This is a genomic window from Aureimonas sp. AU22 (genome assembly GCF_001463745.1).
Lineage (GTDB): Bacteria > Pseudomonadota > Alphaproteobacteria > Rhizobiales > Rhizobiaceae > Aureimonas.
Map to the genome: position 1 here is coordinate 1 of NZ_BBWJ01000041.1, position 21,799 is coordinate 21,799.

General features: G+C 66.4%; 16 protein-coding genes and 1 pseudogene. 12 read left to right on the top strand and 5 right to left on the bottom strand.

What is annotated here, in order from left to right; genetic code table 11:
- From AUL34_RS22615 to choV, 3 genes and pseudogenes are all read left to right on the top strand, one after another.
- Positions 1-194, top strand: a pseudogene (locus AUL34_RS22615) (glycine/betaine ABC transporter substrate-binding protein); the annotation flags it as partial.
- A 144-nt stretch (positions 195-338) separates the two neighbouring features.
- Positions 339-1,193 (top strand): choline ABC transporter permease subunit, encoded by an 855-nt coding sequence (gene choW, locus AUL34_RS14365; RefSeq protein WP_061934978.1) that lies wholly within the window; start codon positions 339-341, stop codon positions 1,191-1,193.
- A 2-nt stretch (positions 1,194-1,195) separates the two neighbouring features.
- On the top strand, positions 1,196-2,392 hold the full coding sequence (gene choV, locus AUL34_RS14370; RefSeq protein ID WP_061934980.1) for a choline ABC transporter ATP-binding protein: 1,197 nt from the start codon (positions 1,196-1,198) through the stop codon (positions 2,390-2,392).
- 314 nt (positions 2,393-2,706) lie between these two features.
- Here choV and AUL34_RS14375 read toward each other — a convergent pair whose 3' ends face one another.
- A complete protein-coding gene (locus AUL34_RS14375; protein WP_061934982.1) occupies positions 2,707-3,411 on the bottom strand; it encodes a Crp/Fnr family transcriptional regulator in 705 nt (234 codons plus the stop codon).
- A 76-nt stretch (positions 3,412-3,487) separates the two neighbouring features.
- Positions 3,488-4,291, bottom strand: coding sequence for a response regulator transcription factor (locus AUL34_RS14380; RefSeq protein WP_061934984.1), 804 nt, complete (start codon positions 4,289-4,291; stop codon positions 3,488-3,490).
- 2,023 nt (positions 4,292-6,314) lie between these two features.
- On the opposite strand from AUL34_RS14380, the gene AUL34_RS14385 reads away from it, so the two are divergent.
- A complete protein-coding gene (locus tag AUL34_RS14385; protein ID WP_061934986.1) occupies positions 6,315-7,502 on the top strand; it encodes a glycosyltransferase in 1,188 nt (395 codons plus the stop codon).
- Between the two features lie 12 nt (positions 7,503-7,514).
- On the opposite strand, the gene AUL34_RS14390 is transcribed toward AUL34_RS14385, so the two are convergent.
- Positions 7,515-9,047, bottom strand: a complete 1,533-nt coding sequence (locus AUL34_RS14390) for a hypothetical protein (protein ID WP_156420934.1) — start codon at positions 9,045-9,047, stop codon at positions 7,515-7,517.
- 376 nt (positions 9,048-9,423) lie between these two features.
- Here AUL34_RS14390 and rfbF point away from each other — a divergent pair, with 376 nt between their 5' ends.
- The 6 genes from rfbF to AUL34_RS22620 all read left to right on the top strand — a co-directional run bounded on the left by rfbF (position 9,424) and on the right by AUL34_RS22620 (position 15,188).
- Complete coding sequence (gene rfbF, locus AUL34_RS14395; RefSeq protein ID WP_061934989.1) at positions 9,424-10,260, top strand: glucose-1-phosphate cytidylyltransferase; 837 nt, start codon at positions 9,424-9,426, stop codon at positions 10,258-10,260.
- Complete coding sequence (gene rfbG / locus AUL34_RS14400; protein WP_082653388.1) at positions 10,253-11,404, top strand: CDP-glucose 4,6-dehydratase; 1,152 nt, start codon at positions 10,253-10,255, stop codon at positions 11,402-11,404. The genes rfbF and rfbG overlap by 8 nt, the downstream gene beginning before the upstream one ends.
- A complete protein-coding gene (locus tag AUL34_RS14405; RefSeq protein WP_061934991.1) occupies positions 11,395-12,657 on the top strand; it encodes a DegT/DnrJ/EryC1/StrS aminotransferase family protein in 1,263 nt (420 codons plus the stop codon). The genes rfbG and AUL34_RS14405 overlap by 10 nt, the downstream gene beginning before the upstream one ends.
- A gap of 144 nt (positions 12,658-12,801) precedes the next feature.
- Positions 12,802-13,809 carry an NAD(P)-dependent oxidoreductase gene (locus tag AUL34_RS14410; RefSeq protein ID WP_061934992.1) on the top strand — a complete coding sequence of 336 codons (1,008 nt, stop codon included), beginning with the start codon at positions 12,802-12,804 and terminating at the stop codon, positions 13,807-13,809.
- A 3-nt stretch (positions 13,810-13,812) separates the two neighbouring features.
- Positions 13,813-14,805: a glycosyltransferase family 2 protein gene (locus AUL34_RS14415; RefSeq protein ID WP_061934994.1), complete on the top strand. Its 993-nt coding sequence runs from the start codon at positions 13,813-13,815 to the stop codon at positions 14,803-14,805.
- Positions 14,802-15,188, top strand: coding sequence for a GtrA family protein (locus tag AUL34_RS22620; RefSeq protein WP_061934996.1), 387 nt, complete (start codon positions 14,802-14,804; stop codon positions 15,186-15,188). Before AUL34_RS14415 ends, AUL34_RS22620 begins: the two co-directional genes overlap by 4 nt.
- Positions 15,189-15,227: 39 nt before the next feature.
- On the opposite strand, the gene AUL34_RS14425 is transcribed toward AUL34_RS22620, so the two are convergent.
- Positions 15,228-16,367 carry a glycosyltransferase family 4 protein gene (locus tag AUL34_RS14425; RefSeq protein ID WP_061934998.1) on the bottom strand — a complete coding sequence of 380 codons (1,140 nt, stop codon included), beginning with the start codon at positions 16,365-16,367 and terminating at the stop codon, positions 15,228-15,230.
- A 405-nt stretch (positions 16,368-16,772) separates the two neighbouring features.
- Here AUL34_RS14425 and AUL34_RS14430 point away from each other — a divergent pair, with 405 nt between their 5' ends.
- Positions 16,773-18,185, top strand: coding sequence for a lipopolysaccharide biosynthesis protein (locus AUL34_RS14430; protein ID WP_244492581.1), 1,413 nt, complete (start codon positions 16,773-16,775; stop codon positions 18,183-18,185).
- A gap of 18 nt (positions 18,186-18,203) precedes the next feature.
- Here the strand turns inward: AUL34_RS14430 and AUL34_RS14435 are convergent, their stop codons facing one another.
- Positions 18,204-19,487, bottom strand: coding sequence for a glycosyltransferase family 4 protein (locus AUL34_RS14435; protein ID WP_061935000.1), 1,284 nt, complete (start codon positions 19,485-19,487; stop codon positions 18,204-18,206).
- Between the two features lie 611 nt (positions 19,488-20,098).
- On the opposite strand from AUL34_RS14435, the gene AUL34_RS14440 reads away from it, so the two are divergent.
- Positions 20,099-21,709, top strand: a complete 1,611-nt coding sequence (locus tag AUL34_RS14440; protein WP_061935002.1) for a pectate lyase — start codon at positions 20,099-20,101, stop codon at positions 21,707-21,709.
- Positions 21,710-21,799: the final 90 nt, after the last annotated feature.

Sequence of the window (21,799 nt, forward strand, 5' to 3'; positions counted from 1 at the left end):
CCAACCTCGTCTTCACGCTGCCGATGGAGAGCGAGATCATGGGGGCGATCCTGGACGGGGGCGAGGACGCGGAGGCGGCCGCCCGCACCTGGCTCGCCGCCCATCCCGACGCCTGGAAGCCATGGCTCGACGGCGTGACCACCTTCGACGGAAAACCGGGGGCCGAGGCCGTTCAGGCGGCCCTCGAGGGTTGAGCGGGGCGGCCGAGCGCCGCGAGAAACGGGACCCGGGGTGGAACGGCATCTCCCCGGTCTTTCGAGCGCGCGACGTCGCACCACGATCCGCGCCTGCCGGAAAGGTTGCCGCCTTCCTTCCCATCAGCCGGACTTCGAGGACGCATGACGCAGTGGCTCATCGATCATAAGATCCCCCTCGGCGTCTGGCTGCGCAGCCTGGTCGACGCGTTGACGACGAACGCGCAAGGCCTGTTCGACGCGATCTCCGTCACGCTGGAGTTCCTCATCGGCGGCCTGACGGCCGGTCTCTCGGCCATCCCGCCGCTCGTCTTCATCGCGCTCGTCGCAGCGGGTGCCTATGCGCTGCATCGCTCGCTGGCGCTTGCCGCCTTCGCGCTCCTGTCGCTGCTGCTCGTGGTCAATCTCGGCTACTGGACGGAGATGATCCAGACCCTGTCCCTGGTCTTCTGCGCGACCCTCGTCTGCGTGCTCCTCGGCGTTCCCCTCGGCATCGCCGCCGCCCATCGCCCGGTCGTCTACACCGCGATGCGCCCGTTCCTCGATCTGATGCAAACGATCCCGACCTTCGTCTACCTCATCCCGACGCTCGTGCTCTTCGGCCTCGGCGTCGTGCCCGGCCTCATCTCCACCGTGATCTTCGCCATTCCCGCCCCGATCCGGCTCACCTATCTCGGGTTCACGTCCGTGCCGGGAACCTTGCGCGAGGCGGCCAGCGCCTTTGGCGCCACCAAGCGGCAACTCCTCCTCAAGGTCGAGCTTCCCTATGCCCTGCCGACCATCATGGCGGGCATCACCCAGTGCATCATGCTGAGCCTGTCGATGGTGGTGATCGCCGCGCTCGTGGGCGCCGACGGTCTCGGCAAGCCGGTGGTGCGTGCGCTCAACACGGTCAATATCGGCATGGGTTTCGAGGCGGGCCTTGCCATCGTCATCCTCGCCATCCTCCTCGACCGCATCTGTAAGGCGCCCGAGCGCCGCGCCGTTAAGGGGCATTGAGCATGGACGAAGAGCTTCCCGCGATCGAGTTCCGCGACGTCGACATTATCTTCGGCGACCGGCGCGCCGAGGCGCTTGCCATGTTGGATCGGGGCGCGACGCGCGACGAGATCCTCCAGAAGACGAACGCAGTCCTAGGGGCTGCCGGGGTCAACCTCACGGTGCGCCCCGGCGAGATCTGCGTGCTGATGGGTCTGTCGGGTTCCGGCAAGTCGACGGTGCTGCGCGCGGTGAACCGCCTCAACACGATCTCGCGAGGCCAGACGATCGTGCGCCATCGCGGGCGGGCCGTGGAGGTCGGGTCCTGCGATGCGGCGACCCTGCGCGATCTTCGCACCCACACCGTTTCCATGGTCTTCCAGCAGTTCGCGCTCCTGCCCTGGCGCACGGTGCGCGAGAACGCCGGGCTCGGACTCGAGCTGCAGGGCATCCCCGTCGCCGAGCGCAACCGCATCGTCGACGAGAAGCTCGCCATGGTCGGCCTCACGCAATGGGCCGACAAATACGCCCACGAGTTGTCCGGCGGCATGCAGCAGCGCGTCGGGCTCGCGCGCGCCTTCGCCACGGATGCCGATATCCTTCTGATGGACGAGCCGTTCTCCGCGCTCGATCCCCTGATCCGCACCAAGCTGCAGGACGAGCTCCTGGAATTGCAGAAGTCGATCCGCAAGACGATCCTCTTCGTCAGCCACGATCTCGACGAGGCGCTCAAGCTCGGCAACCGGATCGCCATCATGCAGGACGCCCGCATCGTCCAGCAGGGGACGGCCGAAGACATCCTCCTGTCGCCCGCGACCCCCTATGTCGCCGAGTTCGTGCAGCATATGAACCCGCTGAACGTCCTGCGCGGCTCCGCCCTCATGCGCCCGGCCGGCTCGCTCCGACGCGACGGCGGCGCGGTGCTTCTCGACCGGGACGGCGCCATCCGTCTCGAGCTCGACGGAGCCGATCGGCCGAAGGAGGTGCGGATCGGGGCGGCAAGCGGCACGCTCGGCCATGCCGACGCGGCGGAAGGGCAGGTGGATCGCCCGTGCGACGTGATCGTCGCGCCGGCCGATCTCAAGCTGCGCGCCGCGATCGCCCTGAAGCGCCAGACCAACCATCCGATCCTGCTCGTGGACGAACTTGGCCGTCTTGCCGGGCTCTGCGGCGACGAGGAGATCTATCGCGGTCTCCTGCAACGATCCGTGCCGGGCTGATCGTCCGCGGCGCGAGCGGGCAGAATTCGCGCGCAAATGCCGGCGAAGCGGGAGCCGCGGACGCGACGTCGCGTCGAAGAGCAAGGCGTCTTGGGATGACACTGCCAGCGCTGGGATATTCAGTCAGCCGTCTTCACCGTCCGCCGGCATGACCTGATCGCTCGGACGGCGGGCCTGAGACCGGACCCCGGCTCACCGGTCGACGCCTCCTTGCCAAGGTTTAACTGCGCAGCCCGTCGTGCACGGCGCCTCGTCTTCCAAGGGACGAGGAAGCTCCCCATCCGCCTGGGGCGGGGCGCCGTGCGTGGTGCGGATCAGGACGCCAACTTGGCGATGTCTGGCACCACGAGGCGATCATCCTCCCGGATGATGATGCCGGCATATTGCAGATGGCTCATCGCGCGCGACACCGCTTCGCGATAGGTGCCGATGCGGCGCGCGATATCGGAATGCGTGGGGATCGGGTGAATGCATGCCGATCCATCGTGCCGCGCATGCTTGCGACAGAGGCGCATGAGCTCGCTTCGGATGCGTTGGCTGACGTCGAGCGTCGTCAGCTCGACGACCTGTTCCATCAGGATCTGTTCGCGATCGACGGTGCTCCGCAAGATCGAAAGGACCAGTTCGCGGTCCTGGGCGAACAGGTCGAGGATCGCCGCCGGCTTGATCGCCGCGATGGTGGAATCGACGGATGCCTCGACCGCGAAGTTGGCCACGCAACCGCCGACCAGCGCCGCTTCTCCGATGAACGACCCGACCCCCGCCTCGCGCAGCGAGACGACCTTTCCTTCCTTCGTATAGGCGAAGAACCAGAACTCGCCTCGCGTGACGAAGAACACCTTGTCCAGAAGATCGCCCGGCAGGACGATGGCTGCGCCCTCTCGGACGTCGAGCCAACGCGCCTGCCGGTTGAGTTCGCGAATGGTGGTTTCGGACACGCGGTGAAACATCGGGAGCGTGCGCAGATCCCTCGCGGATTCACCGTTGAGCGAACCGATGGTCTGCAAGCTTTCACGCATCGAACGCTTCTCCTCGCCCGGCTTGACTTACAAAAGACGTATGGCGTCCCCGATCAGGAGTCGTAAAGGAATAATCTTACTGACCCATTGTATTGCCAGCGCCTTCCAGCTTGCTTAATAGGTAGACGACTTCGGTTCTGTTGCGAGCCTTCAGTCGCTTCATGATGTTTCTGACATGCACCTTCACAGTGCTCTCGCACATGTTCAGGTCGTAGGCGATGATCTTGTTGGCCTTGCCTTTGCGCAGAGCATCGATCACCAGCATCTGCCGGGACGTGAACAGGCTGACACTGTCTTCATGCGGGTTGGCGGCAGGGCTCTGACGGATGAGCTGTTCGCAACGGGAGAGGATGCTGGCCGGGACATAGATCCCTCCGGCCGCCACCAGACGCATGGCGCTGACCGCGACCTCCAGGCTGACGGTCGGAGGAATGTAGCCGCGCACCCCGAACTCGAAGGCGCGCAGGACATCCGAGACGTCCTCGATCTCCGACAGGATGATCGTGTCGGTCTCCGGCCGGTCGGCGCGGATCTGTGCGATCTGCGACATGTAGACGTCGGACTTCGCCTTCGACCAGGTTGCGCAGATCAGGATGATGTTGATGCGCTCGACGGCCGCCTCCGACGCCTCGAGCGACGTCAGATCCGAGAAATAGTGAAGCTCCAGCGTCTCGTCGACGGCTCTCAACCCGCGCCCGAAACAGTCTCGGATCAGCGGGCGATCGTCGATGACGGCGATCGTCAGCGGGCTGACCCGGTCGAGACCCCGTCTGTAATCCTCGAGCCGGGATTCGTTGAGGAAACGGCCGACGACACGCGGCGAAACCCTCGGATCGACCGGGTGAATGCTGAAGGAGGAGGCATCATGCACGGCGCTCATCGCTTGACCCCACAAATGTTATCTCACGTCATCCCTATCATTTAGGCGGAATGCGACGGGCCCGTCCGACCCGTCCGATCGCGTGGGAATGCCAGGCCCTGCACCTTTGGCATTCGGTTAACGATCCCTTAACTCAACCTATGCATCTATATTGCCTATTACGAATTGGTAAGGTGTGACGAAAAGCACAAGACCAAGGAAATCCGGCACTTGATAACGCATTGCCGGGCTGGACGTTGCGGCACTCGGTTGTTGCCGCGTGGCTATTCACTTATCCACAGAGTAGTAAAAACTTATGTCAAACTCGCACATAGTCGCGAGAACGTAATCTTCCTGAAACAAGCTTCGTTACGACGCCCTTCACGAGATCACGGCGAGCAAGCAGCGCTTGCGGTCCTTCCTGCCGCGCGCGAAGACCATGACTCCGCAGCGCGCAGGCTCGATGCACTGCTTCTTCCCGGTGCTGTTGCAAGCCGCATCGCTGCAAGATGGATGATCTCCCGAGGTCGATGGCCGTGTGCGGGTTGGCTCGATCGAACCCTGTCGTTCGACGTCAGGACCAAGGGATAAACGGTACACGAGCGTGACGGTCGTCGATGGTTGGAGACGAATAGAGTCCGCATCGTGCAAGAAGAAACACCCTCTAGATCGAGATCGATGCCCAAGCGTGTGGGGACAGGCCCGATACGGCAGAGGGCGGGAGCGCTACGAAGGGTATTTCGGCCTTTGGGACATGTGATCAATAGAAGGAAAGTCTGCGATCGAACGGGTGCGATGCTCTGAAGAGCAGGAAGAAGCAACCGCCACCAGCTCGGCACCCTCAGCTACATCGGCGATATTGCTTTGAAGACGCTTCATCCGAGATCCGCTTCCAGCGAGGATATGCGGTGGCGGAAGACGAGAAAATCCCGGTCGCTTTCGATCAATCCGTAAGCTCTTTCCCGGCTGCGAGCGCATCTCAGCGGTTCGACCGCCTGCGCCGTCGGGCGGTCAGCATGGGACCGTCGCATGCCCGCGACATTCGCTGCCCGTCCGTCGGCAGCCTTCCTGTTTCGACGGCGGGACGGGCGGGGCTCGTTACCCCAGCCACGACGGCGGCACGTGCCGCTCGTCCTTTTTTGATCGTCTGTAGCGCTCTTCGGAGGGCGACATTGCCGGCATACACAAAACGCGTGCCCAAGCCCGCTATCGAACAAGTTGTGCCCAGAGTCCCGCTTCTCGGATGAACCGAGAACCATCAAATTGATGCGGCCTCGGCAACGAAGACGTAAGCGTCGCCGCTCGATCGGACGAAAGACTTACGCAAGGGCAGCGAGGAGGGCGCGGATCGAGCACGGCACCGATGCGGTCGGTCCGCCGCGGCAGCCTTGTCGGCCGAAACTTGGCGCGAACGGGTGCGCGACCATCGCTTCCTCATGCGACCGGGGGTTCGACCGTCGTTCGGATCTCAGTCACGGTTAACCGCCGGGCCGGTCTCGTCGGCAGGCCCGTCGTGCCGCCATCGCCGGTCTGGGGGATCTGGGTCGGCGAGGCCGCACATCGCGCCACAGGGATCGCTCCCGACGCCGCTGCCGAGGTCGCCGTCGTCTTCAACCCTTGAGAACCTTTCCGTCCCCGCACCCGGGCGAGGCGACGACCGGTTCCTTCACCTCGACGACGCACCCCTCCTGTCCACCAACCGGCATACGTCCGAACGCATCAGGTGCGCGGCGAACGCCTGCCCCGCATGAGACGACCTTTGAAAGGGAATGGTCACTCACGAGGGACGTCGTCGCCCAGGCCGCCGCGTGGCGACCCATGGCGCGCCCAGTCGAGGGATGGGGTCATCTTTTTGGCTAGGTTGCGGGTGGTGGGCCAGCAGGACTAGCGCTTGGAGCGCGTGATCAGCCAGCAGGGGCATCCCGGCGATGATGTCCGTCTTCCATGCCCGACGAGGCGACCGGGCGTCCCGCCGTCCCGGCCATCGATTCCGAACCCTTGTCGCCGCCCGTGCGCAGAGGGGAACCACAAGGGGAGCCACCGCGTGATCGGCATCGAAGGAAACCCTCGGACCGTCAGGTCTTCGAGCGATCGGGCCATCCATACGGTGCTCGTTCTCGCGGGCCTCGATACCGGCGGCACCGAGAAGATCGTCAACATGCTGGCCCATCATCGCAGCAACCGCGGCGACCGCATCACGGTGGTCGCCGTCAACGCCGACGATCCCGTGTCCTTCTTCTCCTACAGGAACGACATCGACGTTCTTGCGCTCGGAAACCCGCGTGGGCCCCGCTTCCTGACGAGTATCAGGCGCCTGTGGCGCCTGCGTCGGGCCCTTCGTCGTCTGCGGCCCGATGTCACCTTATCGTTTCTGACCAAGATCAACGTCCTGACGGCGATCGCCTCGACGGGTCTCGGCACGTGCCTGGTGCTGTCGGAGCGCAACAATTTCCTGGTCCAGAAGATGCATCCGCTATGGCACGGCGCCTTTCGCTGGGCGGCGCGCGGCACGCGCCTCGTCATGCAGACGGGGCAGGCCAAGGCCGCCTTGCCCCCGTCGCTGCGTGCGAAGGCCGTGGTCATTCCCAATCCGGTCGCGCCGCCCGCCGAGGCGTGGAAGTCCGCCAGTTGGCGACCGCATTTCATTGCGGCCGGCCGGCTCGACCCGCAGAAGGGTTTCGATCTCCTCGTCGATGCATTCGCGCGCATCCTGCCGCACGTGCCGTCCGCATCCCTGTCGATCTTCGGCGAGGGGCCCGATCGCGGCACTCTCGAAGCGCAGATCGGGGAACTGGGTCTTGCGGAGCGGGTGCGGCTGCCGGGCCGGGTCTCGTCGCCGGACGACTGGATGGCGGCCGGCTGCGTCTTCGTCCTCAGCTCCCGTTTCGAGGGTTTCCCGAACGTTCTCATCGAAGCCCTGTCGCGGAGCGCGCCGGTCGTTGCCTTCGATTGCCCGTGGGGGCCCGCCGACATACTTCGCGATGCACCGGGCTATCCGCTCGTGCCGGCCGGCGACATACAGGCGCTTGCCGACGCCATGGTTCGCGTTTCGCTGGATGCGTCCTTGCGACGGCGCATGGCGGATGCGGGGCCGGTCATCGCCGGAAAGTATTCGACGGCGACGGTGTTTGCTCGGTGGGACGCGTTGATCGATGACGCGCTGTCGGAGCGGCACGCGCGCGTGGGGGCCGGAGGGATCAGCCGCCTGGGCGGGATCCCCGGACCGGTCTGACGATCCGGGCTTTCAGTCCGCGGGCTTCAGGTAGAGACGCCCCGTGCCGTAGCGATCGACGATGCCAAAGTCCGGAACGGGCTGGTAGCCTTGGGAAAGCGCATAGTCGAGGAGCGGCTTCTCCAACGCCGGCTCGAAGCCGAGGAGAAGGGCTGCGGGGGGATCCGAGGCGAGAAGCGCGGGGATCCCGGCCGGCGACACCATCCTGTAGTGGCTGGCAAGGGATGCGGGCGTCAGCGTCGCTGTTCGGTAGGCGAAAAGGCCGGTTGCGAGCTCCGGGTAGACGGGAAGGCCGCCTTCGAGCGGATAGAGCGGCGCGAGCGTTGCGACCTTGCCCCGGCGCTGGGCGGCGTCCAGATGCCGGGCGATGTTGACCCCGGCCTGATGGACCCGTGCCACGGCCCATCGCTCCGGATGCGGGAGGGTCGCCAGATTCTGGACGAGGCGGGGGGCCTGGGCGAGAAGGGCGATCGTCGCCACGCACAGCAGTACCGCCGCGGCTTGCGCGCGTGCCGTCTTCGAGAGGTCCCGCGCGAGGAGAGCCAGCGCGAGCGGCAGGCACACGAGCGGCGGCGCGAAATACTGCGGGAAGCTCGGCGTCGGCAGGAGGCTGAACGCTGCGCCGACGCAGAACGCGCAAGCGGCCAGAAGCAGGAGCGCTCCGGTCCCCGAGCGATGCGGCGCTGGGTCCTGGCGGCGGATCAGCGCAAGCAGCAGCAGGGCGACGAGACCCAGCGATCCCGCGCCGCCGATCCAGATTTCGTAGGCGAAGGTCAACTTGCCGGCACGGCTCGTGACGGCGCCTTCGTCCGGTGCCGCACCGGACAGCCAGTATTGCGCGTGCGGTCCCATATGCCACCCCACCACGTGGGCGAGGAACCCCGTGGGATCGGACACGAGATAGAAGAGGATCGGCAAGGCGCCGACGAGCCCGCCGACAGCGAGTGGCAAGACGACGCGGACGAGGCGCTCTCGAAAGGCGAGCTCGCGCGGCAGGAGAAGAGCCGCCAGCGCGACGGGGAAAATGAAGGCCACGCCGCTGATCTTGAAGACGACGCCGAGGGAAAGGCAAAGGCCTGCCGCCGCCGCCATCGCGCTCCGCACGGGTGTCGACACCACGGCGAGCGTGAAGAGGCCGAGGCCGAGGAAGGCGAAGGGCAGGGGAAGGAAGTTGTTGGTCGCCCCCATGCCGGTGACGGACAGAAACAGTTCGTTCGCCAGCGTGAGAACGACGATGCCCCAACTCGTCCAATAGGAGCGCGTCAGCGCATAGCTGATCGCCCCGATCCCCCCGATCAGGAGCAGCCAGCCGGCGAACACGCCGAGCCGGGCGTCGAGCAGCAGGTAATCGGAACCGGTCAGGCGACGGATGGCGTGGAACAGCCACGCGGCTCCCGGCGTGTGGTTATAGAAGAAGTCCTGGTAGATCGACTGATCGTCGAGGAGGCGGGTCGGCGGAACGTAGAGCTGCTCGTCGCGCCGCAGTTCGAAATTCATGAGGCGCAGGAACAGACAGACCGTCAGCGCGCCGGCAACAAACGGCATGACCCGTGTCGCCGTCGGCAAGCGGGGGATATCCAACCGGACCGCGTTGATGGACATGGCGGGAACGTCCCTTTCGACGAAACGACACAAGGTCTGCTGGCCTGGTCTTTTCTAAGAGAAGTTCAGCGAGCCCGCGCTTTGCCGCCGCTAGGCCTTTCAGCCAGCCCTTGCCTACCACCGCCTACCCGAAAGAGGAGGTTTCCAGCCGTTTCGAGAGATCGGGCCTGGCGTGGCCGGTATCGACACGGATCATGGGGCAACGGCTTTAAGCCATTCGGGCAGATCGCGACGGGCAACACCCCCCAAGAGACAAAGCTCTTCGGTTTCCGCCGACTGTATAACCGCGGTGTCAACAATCGCGGCGAATGAGGCGGTCATGAAGGTGATTCTTTTGGCCGGCGGTCTCGGCTCAAGGCTTGCCGAAGAAACGGTGCGCGTTCCCAAACCGATGGTCGAGATCGGCGGGCGGCCGATCATCATGCATGTCATGGACATCTACAGTCGCTGGGGGTTCCGCGACTTCGTCGTCGCCGGCGGCTACAAATGCATGTCGATCAAGGCCTACTTCCAGAACTTTCACCTGACCACGGCCGACTTCACCGTCGAACTGGGCAGCGGCGTCATGACGCTGCGCCCGACGCGTCCGCTCGACTGGAACGTGTCGGTGGTCGATACCGGCCTTTCGACGATGACGGGCGGTCGCCTGCTGCTGCTCCGGGACTGGATCGGGCGGGACACGTTCATGGTCACCTACTCGGACGGCGTGGGCAATATCGATCTCAAGGCGCTTCTGGCGTTCCACCGGTCCCATGGCCGCCTTGCGACGGTCACCGCCGTGCGTCCGCCGGCGCGCTTCGGCGCGCTCGAGATCGAGGACGGCCAGGTCGTCGATTTCAGCGAAAAGGTTCGTCAGAAGGAAGCCTGGATCAACGGTGGCTTCTTCGTCTTCGAGCCGGGCGTGTTCGACTACATCCCGGCTCTGTCGGAGCCGCTGGAGCAGTCGCCCCTGTCGCAGCTCGCCCGCGACGGCGAGCTGTTCGCCTACCAGCACGACGGCTTCTGGCACCCGATGGACACGATCCGCGACCGCGACCATCTCGACGGCCTGTGTCGGGAGGCGACGCCGCCCTGGCTGGAAGGCATGCCGGAACACCCGGCCGAGCTCGCCCCCCATGTCCTGAATCTGCCGCAGCGCGAGCCGATCCATGTCTGAAGCCGAGCTTCGCAGGGCCCTTGCCGGCCGCCGGGTGCTCCTGACCGGTCATACGGGCTTCAAGGGCGGATGGCTGGCGCTCTGGTTGCGCCGGTTGGGCGCCGAGGTCACGGGCGTTTCGCTGGAGCCCGAGCCGCGTTCCTTCTGCAACGCGGTTCGGTTGGAAGAGGTGATCGACGGGCGGCGGGGCGACATCCGCTCCGGCGAGAGCTTTCGGGCGGCGGTGGACGGCGAGCGCTTCGACCTCGTGTTCCACCTCGCGGCCCAGGCCATCGTGCGCGACGGCTATCGCGACCCCGTCGACACCTACATGACGAACGTCATGGGAACGGCCGTGGTTCTCCAGGCCGCGCGGGAGATGCCCGGCCTGAAGGCTGTGGTCGTCGTCACCAGCGACAAATGCTACGACAACCGCGAATGGGCCTGGGGCTACCGCGAGGGCGACGCGCTCGGCGGTCACGATCCCTACTCGTCGTCCAAGGCCTGCGCCGAACTCGTCACCTCGGCGTATCGCGACTCCTACTTCCGCGACCCGCAGGGGCCGCAACTGGCGAGCGTGCGGGCCGGCAACGTGATCGGCGGCGGCGACTGGAGCACGGATCGCCTTCTTCCCGATCTCATCCGCGGCATGGAGGAGGGCCAGCCCGCCCGCCTTCGTAATCCGCGAAGCGTTCGCCCCTGGCAGCACGTTCTGGAGCCCCTTCGAGGCTATCTCATGCTGGCGGCGCGTCTGGTCGAAGAGGGGTCTCGGTTTGCCGGAGCGTGGAACTTCGGCTGCGACCGCGATGCCGCCGTCGACGTTGCGACCCTTGCACTCCTCACCTCTCGCCGGATGAAGCACGAGGGCCTCGGTTTCGTCATCGAGAGCGACGGCGGCCCGCCGGAATCGACGCTTCTGCGCCTCGACAGCACGAAGGCCTTCGTCGAGCTCGGCTGGAAACCGGTGTTCTCGCTGGAGGATGCCGTGGGCGAAACGGTGGCCTGGCACCAGAGTTTCGTGCGCGATCCCAGCGCCATGGTCGACGTCAGCCTCCGGCAGATCGCCGACTATGTCGAGCGATGGGAAGCCTCGTCCCCTCGTCCGACCCTCTCGGACATCCTTCCATTCTCCGAACAACAGGCAAGGGTCGCGGCATGCGTGTGAACTACGGACAGGCCGTCTTCGGCGAAGACGAGATCGCAGCGGTGATGCGCACCTTGCGCACATCCACGCAGATGGGGCCGCAGGTGCGCAGCCTACAGGAGCGCGTTGCCGCGCTCTTTGCCAAGCGCCACGGCATCATGGTCAATTCCGGTTCATCGGCGAACTACCTGGCCATCGAGATCCTGGGCCTGCCGAAGGGCGCCGAAGTGATCACCCCGGTGCTGACCTTCGCCACCACGGTCGCGCCGATCGTGCGCGCCGGGCTCGTGCCCGTCTTCGTGGATGCCACCGAGGGCACCTACAACATCGACGTCGAGAAGATCGAACAGGCGATCACCCCTCGGACCAAGGCGATGATGATCCCGTCCCTGATCGGCAACCTGCCGGACTGGGACCGCATTCGCGCCATCGCCGACCGGCACGGGCTGATGGTCATCGAGGACAGCGCCGATACGCTGGGCGCGACGCTGCGCGGGACGAGCACCGGCACGCGATCCGACATCAGCACGACCAGCTTCTACGGATCGCATGTGGTGACGGCGGCCGGCAATGGCGGCATGCTCTGCGTGAACGACGAGGCGCTGGCGAGGCGGGCGCTGCTTCTGCGGTCCTGGGGGCGGACGTCCTCGCTCTTCGTGGAATCGGAGACGATCGAGAACCGCTTCAATGTCGAGCTCGACGGTTTCGAGTACGACGCCAAGTTCCTGTTCGAGGAACTCGGCTTCAACGTCGAGCCCTCGGAGATCGGCGCGGCCTTCGGGCTGGTCCAGCTCGACAAGCTCGATCGCAACATCGAGGCGCGGGAGGCCAACTTCGCCGCGCAATACGAATTCTTCCGCCGCTACGAGGACTGGTTCGTGCTGCCGAGCCAGTTGCCGCAGGCGCGCACCGGCTGGCTGGCCTTCCCGCTGACCGTGCGCGAGGATGCCCCGTTCACGCGGCGCGACATGCAGATCTTCCTGGAGCGGCGCGACATCCAGACACGCCCGGTCTTCACCGGCAACATCCTGCGCCAGCCTGCGATGCGCGGCGTCGAGGTTCGCGCCGACCCCGCCGGATACCCGCAGGCCGATGCGGTGATGCGCGGCGGCATTCTCCTCGCATGCCATCACGGATTGGGTGACGAACAGATCGCCTTCATCCACGAGAGCTTCGAAAGCTTCGCCGACGAACGGTCTCATCCCAACAGGACCGCGGCGGGCTTTCGGACCCAATCTGTTCCTGCAGCGTCGGCCCAGTTGCAGGGAGCCTGATCCATGGCCGCTCGTTGCCGGCGCCAAGATCGTATGGCCCCGACTACCCAACCTGTCCGGCCGAAGGGCGATCATCCGCCCGCCGTGTGACGCCGGTTGGCTGACCGCGGGATCCGGGCAGCGCTACGCGAAAGGGACGCCGTCATGTCTCGCATCCTGATCACCGGCGGTGGCGGCTTCGTCGGCTCGCATCTGGCGGCGCGCGCGCTGGCGGAGGGCCACGAAGTCCATGTCACGGTCCGGCCGGGTTCCGACCACGCGCGGCTGACGCGGGTGGGACGCGAACTCGTGTGCCACAGTCTCGATCTTCGCGACGAGGCCGCGCTCGGTCGTTGCCTCGAGGACGCGGCTCCAGAGCGGATCGTGCATCTGGCTGCCTCGCCGCGCCGCCCCGAGCGAGCCGATCTCGGCGACGTCGCCGATTTCGTCCGGGACGATCTCGGCGGCCTCGTGCGGCTTCTTTCGCTGGCCGCGGCCCTGCCGCGCCCACCCGCGGCGTTCGTTCGCACGGGATCGCTCGCCGAGTACGGCTCCGCTCCCGTGCCGCAGGCCGAGGTCGCGCGCGAGCAACCCGTGACGGCCTACGGCGCCGCGCTCGTTGCCGCCACGCAGATCATGGGAGCGATCGCACCTCGCCTGCCGTTTCCGGTGCTGACCGCGCGCCTTGCCCTCGTCTTCGGTCCCGAACAGTCGCCGGACTACCTGATCCCGCGGTTGGTCGCCGGTTGTCTGGAAGGATCGGAGACCGTGATCCGGCGTCCCGGGGACAGGCGGGACCTGATCCATGTGGACGACGTCGTGGATGCGCTGATGCGGCTCGTGGACGAGCGCGCCACGGGGATCGTCAACGTCGCCAGCGGCGTCGCGCCGACGATGCGAGAGGTCGCGGCGGAAATCGTGTCGCTCACCGGATGCGATCCCGCGCTCGTACGCTTCGAAGCGGGCGCACCGTCCGGTTCGGCGCATCTGTGCTGCGCGACCGACAAGGCCCGCGAGCGCTTCGGCATTCGTCCGCGCACCGACTGGCGCGAGGGATTGGCGGAAACCGTGGATTGGTATCGATGGCGCCGGGCGGTGACGCGGCTGGGCATCGTGGCTGGCCCGCGCGTTCATCCGACGCCCGGCCGGGAGCTTGTTTCAACGGGAGTCTGATCGATGCTCGTGCCAACCCCCAAGCTCGTTTCCGTTCTCGTGCCCGCCTTCAACGAGGAGGCCAACGTCGAGCGCTGCTACGAGGCGATCGTCTCCGTGTTCGCCGAACTGCCGGGTTACGAATGCGAGATCGTCTTCACCGACAACCATTCGACCGACCGCACCTTCGAGCTCCTGCGCGCCATCGCGCAGCAGGACGCGCGCGTGCGCGTGATCCGCTTCAGCCGCAACATCGGCTACCAGCGCTCGCTGCTTGCGGCCTACAAGGCGGCGCGCGGCGACTGCTCGGTGCAGATCGATTGCGACCTCCAGGATCCCCCGAGCCTCATACCGCACATGCTGGGTCTCTGGCGCGAGGGGCATCAGGTGGTCTACGGCGTGCGCCGGTCCTTGCCCGACCGATGGCACGTCGCCCTGATGCGGCGTGGCTTCTACTGGTTCGTCAACGCGCTCAGCGAGGACGACCTGCCGCCGAACGCAGGCGAGTTTCGTCTGGTCGACCGGCGCATCCTCGACGAGCTGCGCGACATCGACGACACCTCGCCCTATCTGCGCGGCCTGATCAGCGCGATGGGCTTTGCCCAGGTCGGCTTTCCCTACGATCGTCACGACCGTGTCGCGGGCACGAGCAAGTTTCCCTTCCGCGCCATGCTGATGCTCGGCGTCGACGCCGTGCTCAACCATTCGCTTCTGCCGCTGCGTCTCGCCTCGTGGACGAGCCTCCTGGTGGGAAGCCTCACCTCACTCCTTCTGTTCGGCTACATCGTCGGTGCGCTGGTCCTGGGCAGCGGCTGGCCGCGGGGCTTTGCGACCACCACCATCCTGCTTCTCCTGGCGATCACCTTGAATGCGATGTTCATGGGGATCCTCGGCGAATATGTCGGACGCATCTTCATGCAGTCGAAACGTCGCCCCTCCACGATCGTGGAGGAGATCGTCGAGGTGGGGCCGCGGCCCGTGGTGAGGCTCGCGATCCGCGACGGGGTCGAGGCGTGAAGAGCAAAGATGCGGCGAACGCTCTTGCGACGCTTTTGCGCTTTGCGGGTGTCGGCGTCGTCACGACGCTTCTCGATACCGTGCTGTTCGCCGGGCTGACCAATGCCGGCGTGCCGCCGGCGCCGGCCAACCTCCTGTCCTACTCCTGCGGCATCGCGGTGAGCTACAGCCTCAATCGGCGCTGGACGTTCCGCGCGGCTGGCTCGCACGGCCAGGCGGTCAGGTTCGCCCTGTCGATGCTGCTCGGCCTTGCCATCAGCACGGCCCTCGTCGCGACGCTTTCGACGTATCTGGCGCCGGTCGCCGCGAAGGTCGTGACCGTCCCGATCGTGTTCCTGTGGAACTTCGCAGCGTCGCGCTTCTGGGTCTTTGCGAAGGCATAGCGGCTCGCACGCCCCGTGAACGCCGGCCCCGAAGCGGCGTCAGATCGCTTCCATCCGATATCGACGCGTCCGCCGTCGCGGATCCGGCCGCGAACCGAAGGCCGCGAGCGCCACTTCGTCCCAGCGATCGACGATCCGTTGCGGGGTGAACTCCCGGGCCGTCATCCCGGCGGCGTCGCCCAGTTGGCTGCGAAGGCTCGGGCTGCTCAGCATTCGGCGCAGGGCGTCGGCCAATGCGCCGACATTCTCCCGCTCGACGAGGATGCCGTTCTTCTCGTCCTCGATCATCTCCCGGGGGCCCCACTCGCAGTCGAACGATACCACGGGCAGGTCGGCCGCCATGGCCTCGAGAAGAACGATGCCCCAGCCCTCGAAACGCGAGGAGAGGACGAAGACGTCCGCGGTTTCGACCCAGGTGCCGGGCTTCGGCGTCACGCCCGGCATCCTGACCCGCGCCGTCAGGCCGAGTTCGTCGCGCTGCCTCTCGAGCTCGGCCCGGCTCGTGCCTTCGCCCCAGATCACGAGCGTCCACTCCGGGTGATCGCGGCTCACGTCCGCGAAGGCCTGGAGCAGGAGATCGAACCCCTTCTGCGGCACCAGGCGGCCAACCGCCACCAGCGTCTTGCCCTCCCGCCGCCGTTCGCCGATCTCCGACAAGTCCACGGGATTGGGAATGACCCAGCTCCTCTTGCGCAGGGCAGGCGGAAAGAACGCCAGGGCGCCGCTCGTCATCGTCACGAGGCCGAAGGCGCGGGGATAGAACGTGTTTCGCAGGAAACCCCAGACCGGACCGACGTCCTGGAGCGCCGGGTTGTTGCGTTCCGACACGACGACCTGAAGCGGAAGACCCGATGCCGCGGCCAGCACCATGACGTTCGTTCGCGTCAGGAAGCTGAAGACGAGATCGGGTTTGATGTCCTTGAACGCGCAGCGCAGGGCCCGAACCCGGCGGACGCCGGCGAACATCGCCTTGGCGGCCGTGTTCTTGAAAGGCGGAACGCCGAGCTTGCGGATCTCGATGTTGGGGTCGAGGCGATAATACGGGACCGCGTCGGCGTTCTCGAGCGTCAGCAGCGTGACGGCCCAGCCCCGCGCGATCCACTCGTTGGCGAGAACGCTGACGACGCGCTCCGTTCCCCCTGCGCTCAATCCCGGCAGCACGATGCAGATGCGCAGCAAGGGTCGGTCCCGGGGGCGAGCGCCGATCGTTTCGAAGGGAAACTCCGTTTCTCTTTCTGCAGCGGAACTGGGCAAGATCGTCCATCCATTTTCTCGGCCCAGTTACGGCGGTTCGCGGCGCATTCGGAAGATGGACCTTGGACGCTATCGAGGCGACGCATCTACGCCAAAAGGAGAGGCTGGACGGCGCCCCCGAGCGGCGCTCCAATCTCGTGAAACGTGCCGCTTGCTTCGTGGTTCGGATCGCGGTGGCAGCCCTCGACCAGGATGCCGATGCGCCGCGCCGCAGGGGTCTTACTCGTTGCGGCCTCGGTGGTCGCACGATCGCGATCATCCATCCGGCACCCCGGTCGATGCTGCCGGATGGCCGGCTGCCTTCAGTGTAATGCAACGATACGGGACGAGGTGGCTGTGATCCTGTCGAAAGCGATCCGAAACCTTCCGTCCAAGGTCCGCGGGTCGGCGAACGGAAGCGGCAACGGCCGGCGTCTGGTCAACATCGCGCACCTCTTGACCGGCAGTTTCGCCGGCTCCCTCCTCGGGTTGATCGCCTTCGCCTTGTGCGCTCGCAGCCTCGGCGTCGCCGAGTACGGGCAACTTGCGCTGATGCTCGCCTATACGCGTGTGATCGAGCGCATCGCCAGCTTCCAGTCCTGGCAGCCCATCATCAAGTACGGCGCGGGCCTGTCGACGGCGGAGCAAAGGGAAGACCTTCGCAAGCTTCTGAAGTTCGGCTTGCTGATGGACATGAGCTCGGCGCTCTGCGCCTGGCTCATCGCGATATCGGGGGCCTATCTGGCGGCGCCCTACCTCGGATGGACCGCGGACAGCGTCCATGTCCTCGTCCTGTTCTCGACCGTTCTTCTCTTCCAGATCCCCAGCATGCCGACCGCGGTCCAGCGCCTTGCGGGGCGGTTCAGCCTCCTCGCCTATGGCCAGCTTGGAACGGCATTGCTGCGCGTTGCCCTTTGCTTCGTCGGCTTGATGAACGATGCGGGGCTTGGCTATTTCGCGTTCGTCTGGGCGTTCACGCAGATCCTCGGCAACATGACGCTTCTCGGCTTCGCACTGCGAACCCTGCGACGGCAGGGCGTGCGCAACATTCTGGGCGCTTCTCTTGCCGGTCTGCGGCAGAAATTCCCCGGCATCTGGGGTTTCGCTTGGTCGTCGAACCTGTCCTTGACGATCCAGTCGAGCTCCCAGGAGCTCGACACGCTCCTCGTCAGCCTGTTGACCGATCCCGCGTCGGCTGGCCTCTACCATATCAGCAAGCGGATCGGGCGCATGGCGCAGCAGGTGGGCGGTCTCGTTCAGAGCGTCATCTATCCCGACGTGTCCCGCCTGTGGGCGGCGGGCAAGATCAAGGAGTTCAAGCGCCTCGTGCTGCAGGTCGAACTGCTTCTCCTTACGGCGGGCGTGGCCGCCGTCGTCTTCATGGCGGTGAGCGTCGATCGGCTTCTTCTCTGGACGGCGGGTCCGCAATTTCTTCCGGCGGCCAATCTCGTCGTGGTCCAGATGTTCGCGGTCGCGCTCGCCCTGTCGGGCTCGGCCGCGCGCGTGGCGCTTCTCGCCATGGGCCGCCCGCGCGACGTGCTCGTCGTGGTGGTGACGGCGACGGTGATCTTCCAGGTGACGGCGGTTCTGCTTCTGCCGCAGATCGGGCCGATGGGAGCGAACATCGCCCATATCGTCATGGGCACCGTCTGGATGATCGGGCTCGGCTGGCACCTCCATCGGGCGCTGCGAGCCTCGCAGCGGGAACGGGCGGAGAAGACCGAACCCGCCGACTATCCGCTTCTGGCGCCCGAAAGCGCCTGACCTGCAAAGCGCGAGGGGTCAGGTCGGGCGTCCCGCCGCGCGCCGCTCCGCCGCCGAGAGGTCAGCGCGCCGGAGCGCCCGGCCGTACAGCGTCATGATCTGATCGACATGGCCGGCGGTCCCATAGCGGCGCAAGGCCTCTTCGCGCGCCGCGCCCGTGATCCGTTCGGCGGTGCCGGGGTCGCGCAGGAGCGCGGCGACGGGCTCGACGAAGGCGTCGGCGTTCTCCGGCTCGACGAGATATCCGTTGGCGCCGTCCCGGATCGCTTCCCGATTGCCGCCATGATCGGTCGCGACGACCGGCGTTCGAAGAAACATCGCCTCGATCAGCGTCCGGCCGAACGGCTCACCCATGGCCGTCACCAGGAGCACGTCGGTTGCCGCCATGAACGGTTCGACGGGAGTTCGATACCCCATGAGACGGATCGCCTCGCCGATCCCCAGACGCGCGGCGCGGTCCCGGATCTCGTCTTCCACATGCCGGCCGTCCGGCGCGCAAACGCCGAAGAGGCAGCCGACGACGGGAATGTCCGGATGGCGCTCGCGGAAGCGATGGATGACGTCGACGAACAGGAGTGGCCGCTTGCGCTCGATCAGACCGCCGAAATAGCCGAGGATCCGCGTTTGCTGGGGCAGACCGAGTTCCAGAAGCAGCGCCGCCTTGGCAGCCTCGCGATCCGGAACGACCGGAGGGTGGTCGAACGGGCTATGAACCACATGGAGGCGGTCCTTCAGCGGCAGAACGGGCCGTGACGGACGCGAGAACCGCGAGACGGTGGCCATCTGATGGGCGAGGACGGGCGCCAGGTGGTTGGCGCCCCACGCGTCCGGATCGCCGCGATGGTGCCAGACGAGCTTGGTCCCGGCGAGGCGCGCAGCCAGTCCCCAGTTCACATGGGTCCGGCCGTCGTTGGTGTGGACGATGTCGAACCGGCCGTCCCGCAGAAAGCGCCGGATCCGCGGGAGCGTCTGCAGGACGTAGCCCCGCATCGCAGTCATCGGCGCGGTTGCGGAAAGGAGCTCAGGAAGCGAGAGGTGGACGTAGTCCAATCCTTCCCGTTTCAGAAACGCCGCGACCGGGCCGTCGGCATGCTGGAGCACCACGACCGGCTTGACGCAGCTGCGGTCGAGATTGGCGACGAGTTTGGCGGCGGACACGTGGCTGCCACCCAGATCGTCTCCGACGAAGGGGAAGCAGACGCGGATCGGACGGTGATCGGAGCCGACGCGCGAGGCCCCGTCCGCTCGTTCGGATGCCACCTCATGCCGGTCGAGGGCGACGCTGTCCGGAACAGTCTTCACAGGGGCCTCGCGTTCTCGCCCCGAGCAACAGTGGCCGGGCGTGTGGATCCCGTCGGTGCCGTCCCGAAGGGCCGACGCCTCCTCGAAGCCGCCGACGCCCCGCGGTTCGGTCCGACGTCCGCGAAGAAGAGTCCTCCGAGTTCGAGAGGGGGTGCAAGGCCCCCTATCGCGCCCGTTGGTGCGCGGCGTCAGTCTTTTGAGGTAGGGACCGTGCTGTCGTGCGCTGGAGACCGACGACCCACCACGTCTGCGGTCCGATCCGCTGTCTCGCAAGCCGCGGCGCGCGACGGCGCCGGCGGCCTTCCCGCAGCGGCCGGCCGCCACGCCCGTGGCGGCGTGGACGGGTGTCCCGCGCCAAACCCTTACGCCTTTCGATGGATCCTGGCCGGGAACCTATACGATCGGCCGCGCCGGAGGACCCATTGGACCCGTGGAGGCTGGTGATACGCGGTTGTAGTCCTGGAAACGCGCGCCCTCGCGCCGGCCGATTCGGTGCCATCGTGTTGCGGGCGTCGCCGAATATCCGAGGGCAGGACAGATCCCCGTGTAACGCCGCACGGCGCCTCTGTCGCGACGGTCGACAATGCGGCGGGCGAAACCACGGCGTTCCCATGAAAGACATCGAACTCCCTCTCGGATCACGCTCCGACCCGACCACCTTGCGCCGACGGACGACGGCCACGACGCCGCTGGGGCCTTTGCCGGTCGACCGTTCCACGGATCGTCGCGTCGTCACGCCGAAGCGCGCCCGGTCGGTGTTTCGGCCCGCGACCGTGGTCGCGGGATGCGTTTCCCGCCTGTTCGCGTGCGCGGGGCTGGCGATCCTTCTTTCCGCGTCCGGTATCGCGCAGGCTGCGACCCCGCATGATGCCCTCTCCGTTCTCGAACGGGCGGCCACGTTCTTCCGCGATCGTCTGGGCGTCGAAGGAACCTATGTCTGGCGCTATTCCGCCGACGGCACGGTGCGTATGGGCGAGGGCGGCAAGGTGCCGTCCAGCATCGGTTGGGTCGAGCCGCCGGGTACGCCCGCCATCGGGGCCGCCTTTCTCCGCCTTCACCAGATCACCGGCCAGCCGGAATGGCTTGAGGCCGCCCGCACGGTCGCCGAAGCGCTCGTTCGCACGCAGCTCGTCTCCGGCGGATGGTTCTACAAGATCGAGACATCCCCCGAACTCGTCGGCCAATGGTGCTACCGGTCCCTCGATGCGGGCAAGAAGTGCCCCGACGCCGAAGACAACCCCAACAGGAACAGGACGGTTCTCGACGACAACACGACGCAGAGCGTCCTCAACTTCCTGATGTGGTTCGACGAGGCCAGCGCGCATTCAGTTCCCGCGGTCGACGAGGCGATCAAGAAGGGGCTGAAGCGACTGATGAAGGCCCAGTACGCCAACGGTGCCTTTCCGGTCTTCTTCACGAACAAGATCCCGGGTCAGGACGTGCCGTCCGCGGCGGAAGCGACGATGCCCGACAGCTGGTCGCGGACCTGGATCAAGCCCACGACGGCCCCTTACTTCGTGACCAACGACAACCTGCCGCGCAACGTCGGGCGCTCGTTTCTCAACGCCTATCGGCTCTACGGCAAGGACCAGTACCTCGCCACCGCCCGGCGGGTCGGCGACTTCCTCCTCGCGGCACAGCTACCCGCGCCCCAGCGGGGATGGAGCCAGCAGTACGATCGGACCATGCAGCCCGTCTGGGGCCGCAAGTTCGAACCACCGGCGGTGGTTTCGCACGAGACGGCCGGCTGCATCGAGTACCTGATCGAGCTGTCCGGCGAGACGGGGGAGCGCAAGTATCTCGATGCTGCCCGATCGGCGGCGGACTGGCTGGAGGCGGTTCGGCTCCCCGACGGGAACTGGGCTCGCTTCTACGAGCTGAAGACCGATCGACCTCTCTATGTCGACAACGAGAACCGCCTGACCTTCAGCGACGACGACCTCCTCGGTCATTACGGCATGAAGGGCCAGTTCGAGATCCCGAAGGTGCTCGCGCGGCTGCGAAGCATCGAGAAGGGGGCACCGATCGTCCCCGAGAAGCTGTGGGTCAGCGAGGCGGACGAGCTCGACCCGTCCGAGCTCTCCGCGCAGGCCCAGGCGTTCGTCGACGGGATCGACGCGCAGGGGAGATGGGCGGACGACGGCTGGATCGACGGGCGGCGCTTCATGCAGGGCGTCTTCGTGCTCGCGCGCTTCTTCGAGGACAATGGCGACGGCCCCTGAGCGACGGTTCGGCAGGGCCGATCCTCGTGCCGCGGAAGTCGGAGGGCGGTGGCGCCGCCGCGAGCTTTGATGCCGGGCGAACCCGGCGGC

Excerpts from the sequence above, each read along its gene's own strand:
- choW (WP_061934978.1), top strand. The coding sequence starts at position 339 with ATGACGCAGTGGCTCATCGATCATAAGATCCCCCTCGGCGTCTGGCTG.
- choV (WP_061934980.1), top strand. The coding sequence starts at position 1,196 with ATGGACGAAGAGCTTCCCGCGATCGAGTTCCGCGACGTCGACATTATC.
- AUL34_RS14375 (WP_061934982.1), bottom strand. The coding sequence starts at position 3,411 with ATGCGTGAAAGCTTGCAGACCATCGGTTCGCTCAACGGTGAATCCGCG.
- AUL34_RS14380 (WP_061934984.1), bottom strand. The coding sequence starts at position 4,291 with ATGAGCGCCGTGCATGATGCCTCCTCCTTCAGCATTCACCCGGTCGAT.
- AUL34_RS14390 (WP_156420934.1), bottom strand. The coding sequence starts at position 9,047 with ATGCCGTTTGTTGCCGGCGCGCTGACGGTCTGTCTGTTCCTGCGCCTC.
- rfbF (WP_061934989.1), top strand. The coding sequence starts at position 9,424 with ATGAAGGTGATTCTTTTGGCCGGCGGTCTCGGCTCAAGGCTTGCCGAA.
- rfbG (WP_082653388.1), top strand. The coding sequence starts at position 10,253 with ATGTCTGAAGCCGAGCTTCGCAGGGCCCTTGCCGGCCGCCGGGTGCTC.
- AUL34_RS14405 (WP_061934991.1), top strand. The coding sequence starts at position 11,395 with ATGCGTGTGAACTACGGACAGGCCGTCTTCGGCGAAGACGAGATCGCA.
- AUL34_RS14410 (WP_061934992.1), top strand. The coding sequence starts at position 12,802 with ATGTCTCGCATCCTGATCACCGGCGGTGGCGGCTTCGTCGGCTCGCAT.
- AUL34_RS14415 (WP_061934994.1), top strand. The coding sequence starts at position 13,813 with ATGCTCGTGCCAACCCCCAAGCTCGTTTCCGTTCTCGTGCCCGCCTTC.
- AUL34_RS14440 (WP_061935002.1), top strand. The coding sequence starts at position 20,099 with ATGAAAGACATCGAACTCCCTCTCGGATCACGCTCCGACCCGACCACC.